The sequence below is a fragment of the Bacillus sp. LM 4-2 genome (assembly GCF_000978495.1).
Classification (GTDB): domain Bacteria; phylum Bacillota; class Bacilli; order Bacillales; family Bacillaceae; genus Bacillus; species Bacillus subtilis.
The window spans coordinates 2,611,173-2,629,541 of the sequence record NZ_CP011101.1 but is presented as its reverse complement, the minus strand read 5'-3'; the positions used below and the strand labels follow the sequence as shown (position 1 = coordinate 2,629,541).

Here is an 18,369-nt window from a genome sequence, read left to right as displayed (position 1 = left end):
CATATGAGAAAACCGGCACGATAATGAAATCTACTGAAAAGGATGTTATAGGGAGTATCGCGCCGGCCTTATTGTTAATATCGGCAGTTCAGGACGAAAGTTTAGTATTATTCCTTTCTAGCTATCTATGGAATTTAAGCCATTGAATTTGTTAAAATCAAAAAGAATTTTCTGAAAAACCAGAAAAATGTTTGTATAATTGTGGTAACTATGGTATAATAATCAAAGAAGCTGAAGGTATCAAGTTAAGGGTATTTATATACAACTGATGTTGATATGCTAGGGCTAAAACTTAAAAAGGGCAATTGAAAAATCGAATTGCGAATTGAAATTTTCAGAGTTTTTATATTGTGTGTATTAAGTATACTTGACTTATCTTGATAACTGTTTTTTAGGAATCCTTTGTAATTTATCAAGAATTCTCATGTCCGCATATATTTATGGGAGGAAATTATGAACTTGTATAAATCTTTACGGGATAAGAAGTTTAAAGTATCAGTTATTGGTTTAGGATATGTTGGATTGCCACTTGCAATTTCATTAGGAAAATATTTTAAAGTAATAGGTTTTGATATTTCTGAGGATAAAATAAAAAATTATTTGAAAGGTAAAAAATATACTTATGAAGTAGAAAGGGAAAAAATAAAAAATTCAGATATCTTGTTTACGTATAATGAAAAAGAGCTTTTGGATTCTAGATTTCATATTATTGCTGTACCTACTCCTATTAATTTAAATAAAACCCCTGATTTATCTCCACTTAAAGAGGCAAGTTCTATTGTAGGTAGAAACTTAAAAAAAGATTCGATTGTAGTCTATGAATCTACCGTTTATCCTGGCGTTACAGAAGAAATATGTGCACCAATATTAGAGAAAGAGTCAGGTCTTAAATGTGGGATTGATTTTAAAATTGGATATTCACCAGAAAGAATAAACCCAGGGGACGATCACCACAATTTGGAAAATGTCACAAAAGTAGTAGCTGGAATGGACAGGGAGTCACTTAATATTATATCACAAGTTTATAAAACAATTGTAAAGGCAGGAGTTTATAGAGCAAAAAGTATTAAAGTGGCGGAATCAGCTAAAGTAATTGAGAATTCTCAAAGAGATATAAATATTGCCTTTATGAATGAGCTTTCAATTATTTTCAATAAAATGGGGATAGATACAAAGTCTGTTTTAGAAGCTGCAAAAACTAAATGGAATTTTATGGACTTTTCACCCGGCTTAGTTGGCGGACATTGTATAGGAATAGATCCGTATTACCTTACATATAAGGCTGAAGAGATAGGATATCATTCACAAATAATTCTTGCTGGACGTAAAATAAATGACAGTATGGGAAAGTATGTTGCGGAAAATACTATAAAGATGTTATTAAAAGCCGGGAAGAATATTAAGGGAGCAAGAATTGCAGTATTTGGTGTGACATTTAAGGAGAACTGTCCGGATATAAGAAATAGCTTAGTTGTGAATACAATTAGAGAGCTTCAAGAGTATGAAACCAACATAAAGGTAGTAGATCCTATTGCAAATGCAGATGATTTATGGGATGAATACAGAATTAAACTTAATGATATTAATGATATAAAAAATATGGACTGTATAATTTTCGCTGTCCCTCATAATATATTTAAATCTATTGATTTAACTGATATTTCAAATATGTATAGAATCAATGTATACAATAATGTTGCTTTCGAAGCTGCAATTATGGAAGCTGCAACTTCCTCTGAAGTGCAAAATCAAAATTATAAAATAAATATAAAAAAAAATACTTTAATTGATTTAAAAGGCATTTTTAATCGAGAGGAAGTAGAGAATAAAAACTTTCTCTATTGGAGGCTTTAAGTTGAATAATAATAATAATAGATATGATTTCCCTGAAAATTCCAAATTTCTCGTTACTGGTGGAGCGGGTTTTATTGGGTCTAATCTTGTTGAAAAAATACTAGAAATGGGGTTTTATGTAAGGGTTCTTGACAACTTTTCTACTGGTAATAAAGAAAATATTGAAGTTTTTTATAGCAACTCTAATTTTGACCTCCAAAAAGGTGATATTCGTAATTTAGAAGAATGTCAAAAGGCATGTGAGGGAATTGATTATGTACTACATCAAGCAGCACTCGGCTCTGTGCCTAGATCTATAGACAAACCAATTGAAACAAATGATGTAAATGTGAACGGAACTTTAAATATGCTTGTAGCCTCTAAAAAAGCTAAAGTAAAAAGATTTGTATATGCTTCTTCTTCTTCAGTATACGGTGACGATTTAAATCTACCAAAAATTGAGGATAGAATAGGTAATCCATTGTCTCCTTATGCAATAACAAAGCTTACCAAAGAACTTTATTCGAAAAATTTTAATGAGATTTATGATTTTCCAACTATTGGTTTGCGTTATTTTAATGTCTTTGGAAAGAGGCAAAACCCTAATTCAATTTATGCTGCGGTTATACCAAAATTCATCAAGACGCTTCTCTATAATAAACCGCCAATAATTAATGGTGACGGCTTACAGACTAGAGACTTTACTTTTATTGATAACGTAGTCCAAGCTAATTTAAAAGCTTGTCTTGCTAAAGAAGAGTCTTTTGGCAAGGTTTTCAATATTGCATTCGGCCAACAGAAAACCATAATTCAGCTATATTCAGATATCTCTCGAATTCTTAGAAAAGAAATAGTTCCTAAGTTTGGTCCGGATAGGGTTGGAGACGTTAGACATTCAAATGCAGATATAAATAAAGCTATGAATTTATTGAATTATAAACCTGACTATGACGTTGCAACTGGTTTGCGGTTAACTATTGATTGGTATAAGAATAATCTATAAAAATATTAATATGTAAATGTTTTTGTATATATTAAAAAAGAGTTATTTATAACAATTGTTTTGGTTAACAAAACTTCTCTATTTGTTGATGGTTGCCTTATGAGACTAAATGTGAAAAGGAATGGTCTTATGATTATAGAAGTCAAAGATTTGTCTAAACATTTCGATTATTATAAAAAAGAGCTTGGGGTAAAATCTTCACTTCAAAATTTATTTCGAAGAAAGAAATTAGTCAAAAAAGCTGTGAAGAATGTGTCCTTTTGTATTTCAGAAGGTGAGATCGTTGGATTTTTAGGTCCTAATGGTGCCGGAAAAACTACGACATTAAAAATGTTAGCTGGAATACTTTATCCATCTGAAGGAACCGCTACAGTAAGCGGCTATATACCATGGGAAAGAAAAGAACAGTTTAAGAAAAACTTCTCCATAATTATGGGGCAAAAGAGTCAGCTTTGGTGGGATTTACCTGCAATAGAATCACTAAATCTTAATAAATATATATATGAAATAAATGATAAACAGTTCAATTTAATTGTTAGAGAACTGGCTGAATTATTAAAAGTTAAAGATTTATTAAACGTTCAAGTAAGAAGATTATCTCTAGGACAGAGAATGAAAATGGAATTGATTGCTGCACTAATACATCAACCTAAAATAATTTTTCTTGATGAACCAACAATAGGTTTAGATGTAATTACTCAAAGAAATCTTAGAGCATTCATTAAAGATTATAACCAAAAATTCAAAACAACAATAATACTAACGAGTCATTATATGGAAGATATAGAGGAATTGTGCGATAGAGTTATAGTAATTAATAATGGGGAGCTAGTTTATGATGGTGATTTATATAAAATAAATGAGATATTTAACAATAAAAAACTAATAAATCTAAATTTCACAGAAAACTTTAATAAAAATGAGTTATCTCCACTTGGAAATATTAGGATGTATGATGATTATAATGTACAGTTGGAAGTTGAAAATAAAATTGTTAATCAAGATTTATTATCCATTCTAAGTCAATTTCCAATAAAAGATTTCACCATAGAAAATATTCCAATTGAAGAGAGCATTGAATTATTGTATAGGAAAGAAGGTGTGATTAAAATTGAGAAAGAGGCTAAAATATAAGAAAACTTTTATATTAGGAATTCAAAATTCAATGGAGTATAGAACTAATTTCCTTCTTAATATATTTGGAGGATTTTTCACTTTAGTAATCCAATTATACTTGTGGTCTTCTATTTTTGAAAATACTAGTAGCAAAACAGTTTTTGGTTATACTTATAGTGAGTTAATTATATATACCGTAATGGCTGCTTTGGTTACGAATTTAGTATCTACAGGGTTTGAGAGGGATATTGCACTAGATATAAAGGATGGGGGTTTAAGTAAATTTCTTATTCAGCCAATAAATTATTTTAAGTTTAGAAGTAGTTGTTTTTTAGGACAAAAATGCAGCGAATTATTAGTTACAATAATACTTTCAGTATTCTTATTATGTACTATTAACTCGGTTATGGATTTAGATTTAAATATAATCAATATATTTTTTTCGATTATACCTATATTATTATCTATATTGCTTAATTTTCTTTTTTTCTATTGTATAAGTTCATTAGCATTTTGGTTTGAAGAAGTATCAATGCTTTTTTGGGGAGTCAATCTTTTAACGTTAATTATAAGTGGTTCAATATTCCCCTTAGATATTTTTGGTGAAAGATTAAACTATGCTCTTAATTTTTTACCTTTTAAATATACAGTATATTTTCCGATAAACATAATAACAGGAAGATTAAGCCCTTCCATGATTCTTAATGGAGTTCTAATTCAGTTAGTATGGATAGTTATCCACTTTTTTCTCCTTAAAGCTTTGTGGAAAATTGGTATGAACAAATATTTGGCGGTGGGTGGCTAATGAGTAAATTAATTAATGTAGTTAATAAGCATTTAATTGTATATATTCAATTTTTAAAACTTAGTTTAATAACTCAAATGGAATATAGATGGAATTTTTTCATTGGGTTTATTGTAGAAAGTGGGTTTATATTTACAAAAATTATGTATCTTATTGTTATTTATAATCTAGACATTACTATTAACGGTTACTCACCAGATGAAATTTTACTTTATGTAGGAACTTTTTCTATAATAACAGCATTCTATACTGGATTTATAATGATTAATTTTTACGAAATACCTAATAACATAAAAAAGGGTGACTTAGATCTTCTTATAATAAAACCAGTCTCCCTCCAGTTTATGTTAACACTTAGGAAAATTGACTTTTCTATGATCCTATCAAACTTTTTAGGTGGAACGGCAATGGTTATTATGGCTATTTTAAAATTAAATATAGATTTAACATTTAGTTATTTTCTTGGTTATATATTACTAATTTTTTTAGGAGTAATTGTTGCGTATACATTATTTTTGATTCCGCAGCTTTTGTCTTTTTGGATTATTGAAACAAAGGCGATATTTAATATATCAGATAAGGCATGGGATTTTAATACAATGCCGATGGTAATTTATACAAAAATAATTCAAAGAATAGGGATTTTTCTTATACCTATTTTTACAATCTCAAATTTTCCTTCAATGTTCTTAGTTGGCAAGATTTCTAATACGCTTTTAATATGGGCTTATATTGTCCCGATCATTCTTTTTGTTTTAGTCCGTATATTTTGGAATTATGCAATAAAGAATTATAGCAGCGCTAGCAGTTAATTTAAGGGGGGGGAATAAAATGGAACTGTCAATCTATGATTTGTTAAGGAGGACTTCATTTAAGTATCCAGACACAGTAGCAGTCAAATTCGAAAGTCAGAGAATTACTTATAAAGAGTTTCTATTCCGTGTGGATTCAATAGCGTTATATTTAGAAAAAGAGGGAATTCATTCAGGTAAAATAGTAAGTATAATAATGAAAAGGTCTCCTGAGCTACTTGCTACATTATTTGCATTACTGAAGCTAGGTGCAACTTATGTCCCCATAGAACCAACATTACCCGAAAAAAGGATTATTTATTTAATAAAAGATAGCGGATCAGAATGTGTTGTTTCTGATCAAGATTGCAATTACATTAAGAACAAGAAAATTATAAATATGTCTAAAGCAAAAGAAATAACAACATATACTGAAGATATTCCACAAAAAAGTTCACCTAATTATATGAAAAATACAGCCTATATTATTTATACATCTGGTTCGACAGGGGATCCAAAAGGTGTTCTGATAACACAGGAGTCGTTAATGAATTTAATTAGAAATGGAACAGAAGAAGTTGGAATAAATTTTGGGAAAACAATAGCCTGCATATCAAATATTTCTTTTGATATGTCAGTACCTGAAACTATTTTACCTTTATGTAAGGGTTTGACAGTTGTGCTTGCGAATGAAAAAGAGCAAATAAACCCTGTTTTAATGAAAAAATTAATTATAAATAACAATGTTGATATACTCCTTATTCCTCCTACAAGATTAGAATACCTCCTTAGTTACAATAACGATTATGTTTTTTTAAAAAGACTAACTACTGTGCTATTAGGTGCTGAAAATATATCCTATAATCTACTTGAATTAATTAAAACTAATAGTAGTGCTAAGATTTATAATCTGTATGGACCAACAGAAATAACTGCATTTGCAACTTATTGCAATTTAACTAAAGCAAATGATATTCATATAGGAAAGCCTATTAAAAATATGAATGTATTCATTTTAAATGAAAAACAACAAAAACTGGGAGTTAACGAAAAAGGAGAAATTTATATATCAGGTATAGGTGTAGGTAAAGGTTATGTTAATAAGCCTGAGCTTACCAAAAAAAACTTCGTCTCAATTCCGTCAATTAGTGAGAATAGAATTTATAAAACTGGTGATCTCGGTGTAATTTTGCCAAGTGGTTATATTAAATATTTAGGTAGAAAGGATAATCAAGTTAAGTTTCAAGGATACAGAATAGAATTGGAAGAAATCGAAAAAGTAATCATTAAATACCCTGGAATAAAACAATGTGTAACAGAAATTAATAGAGATAAGAATAACGAGCAATGGATCTGTTCATTTTTTACAAGTAATAACACAATAAATGAACAGAAACTTAGATCTTTTTTACTTGATAAACTACCAATTTATATGGTTCCTAGTCATTTCATTTGTCTTGAATCATTTCCTATGAACGTTAACGGGAAAATAAATCGGAAAAAAATTAAAGAACTTGTTATTCAAAAAGGAAAAACTTCAGAACACAAAAGTGATTATAAAGAAACTATAATGTATATTATAAATGATATTTTACAGACAGATTTTAAGAATAAAACTTTGAAAATTAGTGAAATTGGTATGGATTCGGTACGATTTATCAAAATGGTTTCAGAAATTGAAAGACGTTTTGAAATCGAGTTTGACGATGATTTTTTAATTTATGATAAATTTAAAACGATAGAAGATATTATAAATTTTGTATATATAAGATTAAATAGGATACAAAATAAAAAGTTTGAGTAAGGAGAAAAAAACAATGAGTAAAAGAATTGGTCTTATAGGAATTGGAAATATGGGCTACGGTATAGCTTTAAATTTAATAAAAGCAGGGTACTTTTTACACATAATTAAACACAGAAATAGTCAAAAAGTTCAAAAGTTACAGGAGATGGGGGCAAGGCTAGAGTATTCAATAATTGATATTGCTCTTAAATGTGAAACAATTCTATTATGCTTACCTAACTCTCGGGTTGTAGAAGAAGTTTTATTAGGGGAAGATGGAGTTATTAATCATTTAAGGAATAATGCTGTAATTATTGATTGTTCAACATCCCGCCCAGAATCAACAAAAATCTTAGGGGATTATTTAAAGGATAAACAAGTAACCCTTCTTGATGCCCCACTAACAAAAGGCCCTGAAGAAGCAATAAAGGGTAAACTAAATGTTATGGTTGGTGGAGACTATACTATTTTTGAAAAAAATAAAGACATTTTGCGCTGTTTTTCGGAGAATATTTTTTATATAGGCAAATTAGGGGAAGCACACAAATTAAAACTATTTAACAATTTCATTTCTATGGGGTTTACAGGAATAGTTATTACTTCTTTGGCATTAGCTAAATTAAATAACATTGATGTTAATAAACTTGATGAGATAATGTCCAAAGGTTCTAATTATATATCTACTTTACCTTCAATGATTAATTGGATTAATAATAAGGAAGAAAGTATATTACAATTTTCAATCAACAATGCTTATAAAGATTTAAAATATTTTAAAGAAATAATTAATGAAGAAGAACAGAGTAAACTATTTATTGTTGATGAATTTATTTTATTTTTTCAACAAGCTATAGAGCGAGGATTGGGAAATGAAATGTTACCTAGATTGTATGATTTTTACTCAAAGCATAAAAAATTTTAACTTAAGCTAGTAGGAGGAATATAATTTAATGGAAAATTACTCATTTAAAAAATTTGTATTATCCAACCAAAAAATAAGTCTCTCTGATTTTATTAAAATAGTAAAAGAGCCAGATTTGAAAGTTGAAATTGATGATGAAGTGAAAAATAAAATTTTAGCGTCTAGAAAATTATTGGATGAATATGTTGAAAATGGTCGTATAATCTATGGTGTAACAACAAGTATGGGAGGATTTGTAGATTATCTAGTCCCTGTCGAATTTTCCGAAAAGTTACAAAATAATTTAATATCCTCTGTTGCCTCAAATGTAGGCGAATATATGAGTGATGAAGATGTTCGGGCGACAATGTTAGCGAGATTAATTTCTCTATCTAAAGGGGCTTCTGCAATATCTTTAGAGAATTTCAAAATATTTTTGAATATGTTAAACAAAAATGTAATACCATGTATACCAAAAAAAGGATCTTTAGGTGCAAGCGGAGACTTAGGGCCTCTAGCGTTTATAGCATTGGTTGGAGTGGGAAAATGGAAGGCAAAGTTTGAAGGCGAAGTTTTAACAGGAGAAGAAGCACTTATTAAAGCTAAAATTAAAAAAATGAAATTGGGCTACAAAGAAGGTCTAGCTCTTATAAATGGAACCTCGGCTATGGCAGGTACGGGTGCTATGGTAAGTGATGGGGTAAAACAACTTTTAGGCTTTTACGAATACATTTCTGCGTTGACTTTTGAAGGGCTTGCTACAAAGCTTAAACCTTTTGATCCAATAGTTCATAAAAGAAAACTCCATAAAGGACAGAATTATTTTTCAACTAAAATTTATAATATTTTAAAATCAAGTAAATTTGTTATAGATGAAGCAGAAACAGAGGCTAATATTCAAGAAAAGAAAAAAAATGTTGTAGAGCATTTAGACAATCAAATTGAAGATGCGTATTCATTAAGATGTTCTCCTCAGATACTAGGTCCATTATATGAAACTGTTGAATTTGCATCGACTATTATAGAAAATGAAATCAATTCAAGTAGTGATAATCCTTTGATTTTACCAGAGGAAAACAATGTTTTTCATAATGGACATTTCCATGGGCAATATATCTCTATGGCTATGGACTACTTATCAATTTGCTTAACGACATTATCTAATTTGTCTGATAGACGAATTGATAGATTTATGGATAAGTCAAATAGTAATGGTCTACCTGCTTTCCTAACAAAAGAAAATCCAGGATTAAGATTAGGTTTAATGGGTGGTCAATTTATGAGTACTTCCCTGACTGCTGAAAATAGATCATTATGCACACCATTATCAATACAAACATTAACATCAACTGGAGATTTTCAAGATATAGTCTCTTTTGGATTAATAGCTTCACGGAGATGTAAAGAAATTTTAGAGAATACTTTATATATCGTTAGTTTTGAACTTTTATGTGCTTGTCAAGCTATTGATATAAGAGAAGAAAGCAACCTATCAAATGCAACCAAAGTTCTTTATGATAATGTAAGAAAGATTGTACCTTATCTATCATACGATACTTCGATCACCCCTTTTATTGAAGAATTGAAATACTTAGTACAAAAAACAACATTATTAAAGGAATTGGATAATATAACAAGTATCGATATCAATAAATAATAGTCATAGATAATGAGGTGTTATAAATTGAGAAAAAGAAGAATTTTATTCTGTGGTAATGGAAATAGTGCCGAGATTTTAAAAGATCTTAACAAAGACTACGAAATTTATATGATAGCAGAGTTTAAGCATGATATTGGCATGCAGTATATTACTAAATTCGTTAGAGCAGATCCTATTGATCCTAAGAGCGCCTTAGAAGCAGCTTGTTACCTATATGAAAAAGGATATGAATTTGAAGCTGTTTTTAGTTTATGTATTGATACAGCAATATCTGTATCAATCATTGCGGAATATTTTAATTTATTCGGTATTCCTTATGAAGTTGCAGTTAATTCAACTATAAAATCAAATAGAAGTAAAATTTTTGAAGAGAATAATATTCCATCACCTAAATATAGAATCGTAAATAGTTATGCTGAATTATTGGAAAGGGCAATAGATGTAGAGTTTCCCTTAGTACTAAAACCTATAAATCTATACGGATCGATAGGCGTAGTACTTGTGGAAAGTAAACAAGATCTTTATGAAGCCTATAAATACTGTACGAATGCTACTAATGAAAAAAGTGTTATAGTAAATGAATATTTAAAAGGAACAGAATACAGCAGTGAAGGTTTAATGATAGATGGAAAGTTTCATTTAACTGGTCTTTCCGAACGAGTTTTTCATTATGAAAAGTACAAGCCCCACTTTGTGGAAGTTGGAGACATTATTCCTACACTTTTAGCGGATCAAGAAAAAAGGATGTGTTCTAAAGTTACTGAAGAAGCTGCCCTTGCTTTAGGAATTAAAAATGGGATTGTAAAAGGAGATCTTATATTACATAACAAACAAATAAAAGTTCTTGAAATTACGCCTAGGCTTGGTGGTCCTCGCTTCGGTACAGAGATGATTCCTTTAAGTAATGGTACGAATATCCTCCGAGCTGCTATTCAACAAGCACTACATGAAGAAATTGATTACAATTATTTGAATCCAAAATATGAAAAGGGTATGGTAAATAGAACAATTTTTGCACAACCAGGTATTATAACTAATATAGAGGGTTTAGAAGAAATTAAAAATTTACCAGGTTATTATGACTTTAAGTGGTGGAAGTTTCCCCCATACTCTGTAGGAGATATTGTGAAAAAACCTCGCAATATGGCGGAAGGCATTGGTTATATTATTGTAACAGGGAAGGATAGAAAAGAAGCAAGCAAGAATGCAAATTTAATAGAACAGACAATCAGAATAATAACAACAAAGAATGAGGTGTTAAAATGAAAATGAAATTTAAAGAGTGGTTTTATCAAAATGAAGATAGGATAATAAGTAATTTGTTTTCTTATTTAAGTATAGATACTTCTTCACCACATGAACATAGAGCATTAAATTTTATAAGAGACTATCTAAACGAAGTTGGCTTTATAATTGAAAAACAACATTTACATAAAGATTTAGAACTTCACTCAGCTTTTGTGAAAACCAACCAATCAGTTATTAATTCAGAACGTTTTAATATTAAAGCGTTTAAATACAGTAAAAATAATAGTTTAAAGAGTGTGCTATTTAATATTCATATAGATGTTGTCCCAGCAACAGTAGACTTTCCTCATGCTTTTTCTCCATACATTAAAAATAGTTACATATATGGACGCGGTGCTTGTGATACAAAAAGTAATTTAATTATGCTAATAGAAGCTATTAGGTTTTTGCAAGAAAACAATATTAAAATAAATAAAGAAATAGCTATTGATTTAGTGATTGAAGAAGAGGTCAGTAGTAATGGAACTATATCTTCTATTCTGCATGGTGTCGAGGCAGATTCTATAATTGTGATGGAACCTACAAATCTTTTAGTGTATAGGGGACATCGTGGTTGTATAACAGCGAATATTACCGTAAAAGGTAAGGCAGTACATATGGGAAGTAAAGAAGCAGGTGTCAATGCTATAGAAAGTGCTTACAATATAGTAAATCGACTTAAGTGCTTAGAACTAGAGTTACTAGAAGAAGCAAAAAACAATCAAGCATTTTCCATATGGGATATGCCAGTACAAATAAATATAGGAAAAATAAATGGAGGAGAGTGGGCAGGATCCGTCCCAGAATATTGCGAGCTTATTTGTAATATTGGTTTTCTTCCGAACTACTCTATTGAAGATATAAAAGAAAAAATAACAAAAGTATGCAGAGATACAAATGATGACTGGACTAATAATAATGTTTGTATAAAATTTGAAGGATTAAAGAATAGTGCTTACCTGATCGAGAAAAATGACCCGAACGTAGTAAGCTTAATGAATTCACTAAATAGAAATGGAATAAAACAACAAGAAAGCTATGGATGGTGTGTAAGTTGTGACGCACATCTTTATCAAAGATTTACTGGTATACCCACTTTAATTTTTGGTGCCGGTGATCTCTCTGATGCACATTCAGCTCACGAAAAAATAGATATAGCTGAATTACAAAAAGGGATCCTAATCCTTGCTGATTATCTATCTAAGGAAGAATAAAAAGAAAACATCTATTCAAGGGGACTTAATATTATGCTATCAATTGCTTTAATTGGTATGGGAAGTGCGGGCAGCAGGTTCTTAAGAGCGATATTATATAGAGAAAAAATTAAAGGCGATGTAAAACTAGTTGCAATTTGTGATAGAAATAGAGAGAGACTTGAAAATTTTTATAATACAAATATAAAAACTTATCAAAAAGTTAATGACCTTCTCATAAATGGGGCGTACGATATTATAGTTATAGCAACAAATGAGAATAGCCATTTTAATATACTTAAAGATATAAAGAAATATTCTACAAAATATAAAAGAATTTTAGTTGAAAAATTGTTGGTTGAGAAATTTAATCAAGTCAGAGATATACTTTCTATATATGATGAAAATGAAATTGCTGTGCATTTTGTAGAGAGACATAGTTTAATTTTAAAGTATTTGTTGAATTGGATGCAAACAAACAACCTTACTGTAAAAAGGGCAAGTTTTTTTTGGGGAAAGTTCAGGTTATACGATCATAGACCTACAATAGGAGTTACATCTGAGATATCACACCCAATTGATTTAATATTAATGATTAGTAATATTAAACCTGGTACACCTTTTGAAATACTCGGAGGTACTTATGTTTATAGTGATTTTTCAATATCAGGAAAGCAAGTGTTAGATACTATCAATGTTAATTTAAAAATTGGAAATGAGATTCTTGTTAATGGATCAAGTTCATTTTTATGGGAAAAACGCAGGCGAAATGTACAATTTTATCTAGCAAATAGTGAAGGAATAGTGACATATATGGTTGTACTGATCTTTGATAAACCACATTGGGATATGGACATATGTCGAGTTTATAAAGTTAATTTGCCTTATGGAAGAAAAAGATTAATTAATACTTGGAAAGTAAATTCTAATAAAATAATTTCAGAACTTTTTTGTGTTCATAAGACCAGTATATTTATAGACGAAAATGTAAATGAAATTAAAGGGTTAAGAGAAAGTTTCACCCTCGCTAAGTTGTCAAGTTCTGCTTATGTTCAGGAAATTGTTAGTTCTTTACATTCACATTCAGAATTAAATCTAATAGATACCCCCATTTTTGGAGAAAAAACTTTTAATCTTAATCACTATAAAAAAGTTGATGAGGCAGTTAAAGATTACTTAACTGGAAAGATAAGAGGAAATGATTTTGCAAAAACAGACGAAAACTTTTAAACAAATTAAATAAGTATATTTTCTAAGAAAGGTGATTTTATGGGGAAATACGAAATGATAAATTTAGAAGAATTATTTAATAATAAAGGGATTTCCAGAATGAATAATCCACAAGATGCTAATTTTACTGGATTTGGATCAAGTTATATTTCTGAAAATCTCCCATCTTCTAGAAGTGTTTTAGAATTATATGGTGTGCCCTTTTTGTTTCCAAATAAAGATCCTTTAGTTGTTGACAATTTGGAGTTTATGAATCAAGAAATTCAAATTAAAGAAGCATATTATAGCAATATACATGTTCTTGGTGCCGCTGATAATGGCTCTTTTATTGAACCTATTAAACTTGTGGGAAATGATATTAAAGAAGTAAAAATTGGATTAACAGATTGGATTGAGTCTTCGCCTAAATTTAATAATAAAAAAGGTATTATTTGTGAAGGTATTAACTCAAATAAGAGTGGTTATACTAGGACAGTAAAAACTAATATATGGTATTCTGTTGTTGGAATTCCAAGTAATAGTCTCTTTAAAAGCATATTACTAGTTGATAATCCCAGTATGCATATTTTTTCTTTAACACTTGAGAAGGATGGATGGTTATAATGATATTGGATATTAAACCATATAATAGAGCTGGATATGATTGTATGAATTTAAGTGTAACTAACATATTGTTTTATAAGAATTATCCCCATTCTAATTCAGTCTGGAAACAATCAGGGTTAATTTATTATATTGATGAAAAGTATGGAATTGGTAATTTAGAAGGTTCATATTTAACCCGTGTCCAAGAGCTAGAGTGGATACACAATATTAAAGTAAAGACTATTAAACATAAATATAAAAATGATTTTTTAAGTGGAATAATCAATCTTCTAAGAGAAAATGAACCTGTACTTGTCCCAGTTGATACATACTATACGAGAGGAAATATGTATTATCAAACACGTCACACTCCTCATATAATCACAATTATCGGTTATGAAGAAAGTCTTTTTACATATGTTGATGATGCTTATGGTTCAATAGCAGAACTAAAACCTAAAGAGCTGATAGAGGCAAACTCTATGAATCTTAAATACATGTATATTAAATTACCTGAAGAAAATTATTTAACTAAGGAAATACTATTAGAACCTATTAAACATAATAATAATAATCTGAGGGGAATAATATCTACCTCTAATATTCCTGATGTACCGGGTGTTATTAAAGAATTTGGGTTGTCGGGTTTGGAAAAATTTTTAGATTTTTATTACGAACATAATATTGATGACACCTTCAATCAGTCTGAAGAAAAAATTATGGAAATATATAGGGGGTTATCAGCGGTTTCAAATTCTAGATATAAATATGCTGATTATCTATTTGATATTTCTGTTTATTATCCTGAAATAAAAAATATAGCAGAGGCTTATTTATTTATAGGACAAGATTGGAAAGTGTCGGCGAATATGGTTCTAAAATCAACTATGAATAATAGGTTAAATTTAATTCAGAGAATGCTTGACAAAGTCGAATTAATAATGGAAAAAGAGAAAGAAACACTTAGAATGTCAGAAGAAATTCATAGCATTATTTGTAATAAATAAACAAAATATTAAAAAAAAGGTAGTAAAATGAAATGAGTTATGGTATAGTGACAATATCGGGGTTTGGAATATTCTGAATCTTGATAAAATGTAACGAGGGAGGGATTTTACAATGAAAGAACGTGTCGAAGAGCGTACTACTTAAAAAATAGCACCATAATTAAAAGAAAAGAGCTGTTTTCAGAATTCTGAAAACAGCTCTTTTTTATGAATTGATTCATCCTGTATTCATGTTCTTTATCACTTTACATCTAACTATGATCTGGTACACCTAAATCCCAACATTCCCTGTAAAAGCTAGCCGTTCCTTATACTATAAGTGTTCTAGTATAAATAAATTTATATTTAAGTGACTCGCAGAAAAACTTTACTACTCGATCAGTAAGCAATACAATTTTTACTTTCCGATTGGTCAAATAAGAATGAATGATGTGTCTCTTTATTAAAGCATTTTTTGATGCATCAATGGTGTATTTTGCCCCTAGTAAAAATCTTAAAAGGGACAGCAGCCGTGATGGCTGTGAAATTTCATTGGGTGTTGGGTTTATTTTGAACATTGATTTTGCCTGTTCATTGCGACAAACAGAACAGCACAATTAAAAAGTGCAATTTAATGACCTTTTACAAGTGAAGCTATTTTCAACCTTACCGTATCAACCTGCTATTTCTGATTTTTCATTTTTGCTGAAAAAAACATAAAGGTCGACACTCTTTACTTCTTTTTTCGTCTCTTTTAAGAGCTATTGTGAGATAAATAGCTCGAGCAGTAAAAGTTGTTACCCCCACAAATTTGAGGCCGTGCGAATTTCCGACTGGTAATTAAATTTGTATTATTTTTCATTTGTCCAATTCGATAAAGGCTGAAAAACAATAAAAGCCATTTTACTTAGTGAAGAATCTGTCATTTTGCTGACTTGATGTGCCTGTATTGACACTTAAGGTGTTTTCGATAAATAATTGGCCATAGAAAAAGAAAAAACTTCCAACGAGAAACATAGCACCGATGATAAAATCGTTTACTGTATAAAGAACCTTATATCGTTTTTTGAAAAAAAGCTCATATCGTTTCAACTCTTTTTGGATGTCATGTTCTTCATTTCCTTTCATTATCATCCCTCCATTCAATTTTGGCTTACCCTTACGTAAACGGCATGTAAACATAAGGGCTGCCTTGCTGAAAGAAGACATAATCAACGATCAGAAACTAAAGTAAAAAAGTGATCTGTATAGGATCTCTTTTTTACGATTTCATCGCCTGAACAATAAGAGCAGTCAAAGTTTTTGCCCCTTTAGGAACCAAGTGAACACCATCAGGGGTAAAATATTCCGGATGCTGAAGAGCTTCTGTATGCCAGTCAACTAACGTAACATTTTGATGTGCGTGGGCCTGTTGCTGCAAAGATTCATTTACCTTGCTTTCCCATTGGCGGGGAACCCGTGTATTGACAAGATAAATATGAGCTTTTGAGAAAGATTGAAGCAGTTGTTCGATTTGGCTGTTTGTAAAATAGCCATTGGTTCCAAGCTCAATGATGACAGCCTTGTTCGGCTGATTAAAAGACTTGTATTCCCTTGCGAGTTCCAAAGCTTGAGACATTTGTCTCCCTACCTTTCCATCAATCGTCACATTTGAAAATGACTGACGCAGGTGTGAAGAAATATCAAGCATGACGGAATCTCCTATAGCTAAAACTTCTTTCGCAGTGTCTGCTGGTTTTTTCAACTGTTGGGATTGCGTGTCTTTCTTTTTATGAGTCTCTTGCCCACTATCTTTGTTTTCCTTTTGACCCTGATTGGAATCTGTTGTCTTTTGTTCAGGATTGTGTTTTTTATCTGCTGCAGCGTTCTTTTTATCCCCAGAAGCCTGGCTGGTGTCAGCATTTGTTTCTTGTGAGCTATAGGTCCATTTGGTAGGGTGCTTTTGCTCGCCGGCTAGCCCTGACAGCCCGCCTGCAAAAATAAGTATAGCGAAAATAATGAAACCAATTGACATTTTGCTGATGACAGATGTCGTTTTCCATTCCTTGATTCTATGTATAAAAACACGGCGGGAAAATGACCTAAATCCCTGTGTCCGTATCGGCTTCTCAATAAAATGGTAGGAGAGCTCGGCAAGTATACATGTCACAATGACCTTTAGCACGATATGCCAAAAAACAGGGTTTCCGATTTCTTGAACTGGCGTGCTTAACACAATAACAGGGTAGTGCCAAAGATAAATTCCGTAAGACCTCGTTCCAAGCCACCGAAGCGGCCTCCATGAAAGCAGATTGCCTAAAAAGCTGCTCGGATGGCAAACACATGCAATAAGGATTGCGGCAGTCACGCTAATGAATAGCATTCCGCCTCTGTAAAGAAAAGGCTCGTATTCATCTGTGAAATAGACACACAACACTAAAATACAAAATGCCAAAAATTCAGTGGCGTGCAAAGTGTGCTTCAGTTTGCTTGGCAGCCTGTTGGAAGACAGCCTTTTCATCGGCCATACCAAAGCCAAGGCACATCCGATGAGAAGTTCAAACGAACGAGTGTCTGTGCCATAGTAAACGCGGCTCGGATCTCCGCCAGGTTCATACAGTACGCTCATCATCACGGCTGAACAAAGCACAAGCAATGATATCACCGCAGCCAATCTGGCGCGGCTTTTCATTATGTACATTCCAACAACTAAAAACATCGGCCATATGATATAAAATTGTTCTTCAATCGCCAGCGACCAAAGGTTTTTTAGAGGTGATGGGGAACCGAAACTATCAAAATATGATAGCTTGTGAAAAATAAACCACCAATTGCTCATATAAAAGAGAGAAGAGATCGCATCTCCACGTACAGTGTGTAATAGTTCTCGATCAAACAATACGACCCACACAACAGTGGAAAAGATCATAAGGTAAGCCGCTGGCATAAGCCGCCGAATGCGGCGCACCCAAAAATCCCGAAAATCAAGATTGATATCATTTCCATATGCCGGTAATAGAATAGATGTAATCAAATATCCGGATAAAACAAAAAAGATATCAACTCCGATAAAACCACCGTTAGCCCAATTGAAATTTAGGTGATAAGCGATAACTGACAGGACGGCGAAAGCCCGAAGGCCATCAAGTCCAGGAATGTATCGATGATGCTGTGTCTTGTGATACATGGGTATTCCTCCAATAGTATGCAAATATTC

14 protein-coding genes and 1 pseudogene are annotated in these 18,369 nt (G+C 31.0%); 13 read left to right on the top strand and 2 right to left on the bottom strand.

The window, feature by feature from the left end; all coding sequences use genetic code 11:
• The first annotated feature begins 453 nt into the window (after positions 1–453).
• The 13 genes from bslm_RS13125 (at position 454) to bslm_RS13065 (ending at position 15,194) form a co-directional block, all read left to right on the top strand.
• Positions 454–1,854: a nucleotide sugar dehydrogenase gene (locus tag bslm_RS13125; protein ID WP_015714417.1), complete on the top strand. Its 1,401-nt coding sequence runs from the start codon at positions 454–456 to the stop codon at positions 1,852–1,854.
• A 1-nt stretch (position 1,855) separates the two neighbouring features.
• On the top strand, positions 1,856–2,836 hold the full coding sequence (locus bslm_RS13120; RefSeq protein ID WP_015714416.1) for an SDR family oxidoreductase: 981 nt from the start codon (positions 1,856–1,858) through the stop codon (positions 2,834–2,836).
• Between the two features lie 129 nt (positions 2,837–2,965).
• Positions 2,966–3,970 carry an ABC transporter ATP-binding protein gene (locus bslm_RS13115; protein ID WP_015714415.1) on the top strand — a complete coding sequence of 335 codons (1,005 nt, stop codon included), beginning with the start codon at positions 2,966–2,968 and terminating at the stop codon, positions 3,968–3,970.
• A 31-nt stretch (positions 3,971–4,001) separates the two neighbouring features.
• Complete coding sequence (locus bslm_RS13110; RefSeq protein ID WP_128753637.1) at positions 4,002–4,757, top strand: ABC transporter permease; 756 nt, start codon at positions 4,002–4,004, stop codon at positions 4,755–4,757.
• Positions 4,757–5,569 carry an ABC transporter permease gene (locus tag bslm_RS13105; RefSeq protein ID WP_015714413.1) on the top strand — a complete coding sequence of 271 codons (813 nt, stop codon included), beginning with the start codon at positions 4,757–4,759 and terminating at the stop codon, positions 5,567–5,569. Before bslm_RS13110 ends, bslm_RS13105 begins: the two co-directional genes overlap by 1 nt.
• Positions 5,570–5,588: 19 nt before the next feature.
• Positions 5,589–7,352, top strand: coding sequence for a non-ribosomal peptide synthetase (locus bslm_RS13100; RefSeq protein ID WP_015714412.1), 1,764 nt, complete (start codon positions 5,589–5,591; stop codon positions 7,350–7,352).
• Positions 7,353–7,365: 13 nt separating this feature from the next.
• Positions 7,366–8,253 carry an NAD(P)-dependent oxidoreductase gene (locus bslm_RS13095; RefSeq protein ID WP_015714411.1) on the top strand — a complete coding sequence of 296 codons (888 nt, stop codon included), beginning with the start codon at positions 7,366–7,368 and terminating at the stop codon, positions 8,251–8,253.
• Between the two features lie 28 nt (positions 8,254–8,281).
• Positions 8,282–9,889, top strand: coding sequence for a phenylalanine aminomutase (D-beta-phenylalanine forming) (locus bslm_RS13090; protein ID WP_046381224.1), 1,608 nt, complete (start codon positions 8,282–8,284; stop codon positions 9,887–9,889).
• A 27-nt stretch (positions 9,890–9,916) separates the two neighbouring features.
• A complete protein-coding gene (locus tag bslm_RS13085; protein ID WP_052728188.1) occupies positions 9,917–11,158 on the top strand; it encodes an ATP-grasp domain-containing protein in 1,242 nt (413 codons plus the stop codon).
• Positions 11,155–12,393, top strand: a complete 1,239-nt coding sequence (locus tag bslm_RS13080) for a M20 family metallopeptidase (protein WP_015714408.1) — start codon at positions 11,155–11,157, stop codon at positions 12,391–12,393. The genes bslm_RS13085 and bslm_RS13080 overlap by 4 nt, the downstream gene beginning before the upstream one ends.
• A 33-nt stretch (positions 12,394–12,426) precedes the next feature.
• Complete coding sequence (locus bslm_RS13075; protein ID WP_015714407.1) at positions 12,427–13,602, top strand: Gfo/Idh/MocA family protein; 1,176 nt, start codon at positions 12,427–12,429, stop codon at positions 13,600–13,602.
• Positions 13,603–13,656: 54 nt separating this feature from the next.
• Complete coding sequence (locus bslm_RS13070) at positions 13,657–14,205, top strand: hypothetical protein (protein ID WP_128484055.1); 549 nt, start codon at positions 13,657–13,659, stop codon at positions 14,203–14,205.
• Complete coding sequence (locus tag bslm_RS13065) at positions 14,205–15,194, top strand: cysteine peptidase family C39 domain-containing protein (RefSeq protein ID WP_015714405.1); 990 nt, start codon at positions 14,205–14,207, stop codon at positions 15,192–15,194. Before bslm_RS13070 ends, bslm_RS13065 begins: the two co-directional genes overlap by 1 nt.
• Before the next feature lie 954 nt (positions 15,195–16,148).
• Here the strand turns inward: bslm_RS13065 and bslm_RS13060 are convergent.
• Together bslm_RS13060 and oatA are read right to left on the bottom strand one after the other, a co-directional pair.
• A pseudogene (locus bslm_RS13060) lies at positions 16,149–16,301 on the bottom strand (YrhK family protein); the annotation flags it as partial.
• 133 nt (positions 16,302–16,434) lie between these two features.
• Complete coding sequence (oatA, locus tag bslm_RS13055; RefSeq protein ID WP_038429383.1) at positions 16,435–18,339, bottom strand: peptidoglycan O-acetyltransferase OatA; 1,905 nt, start codon at positions 18,337–18,339, stop codon at positions 16,435–16,437.
• Positions 18,340–18,369 lie beyond the last annotated feature (30 nt).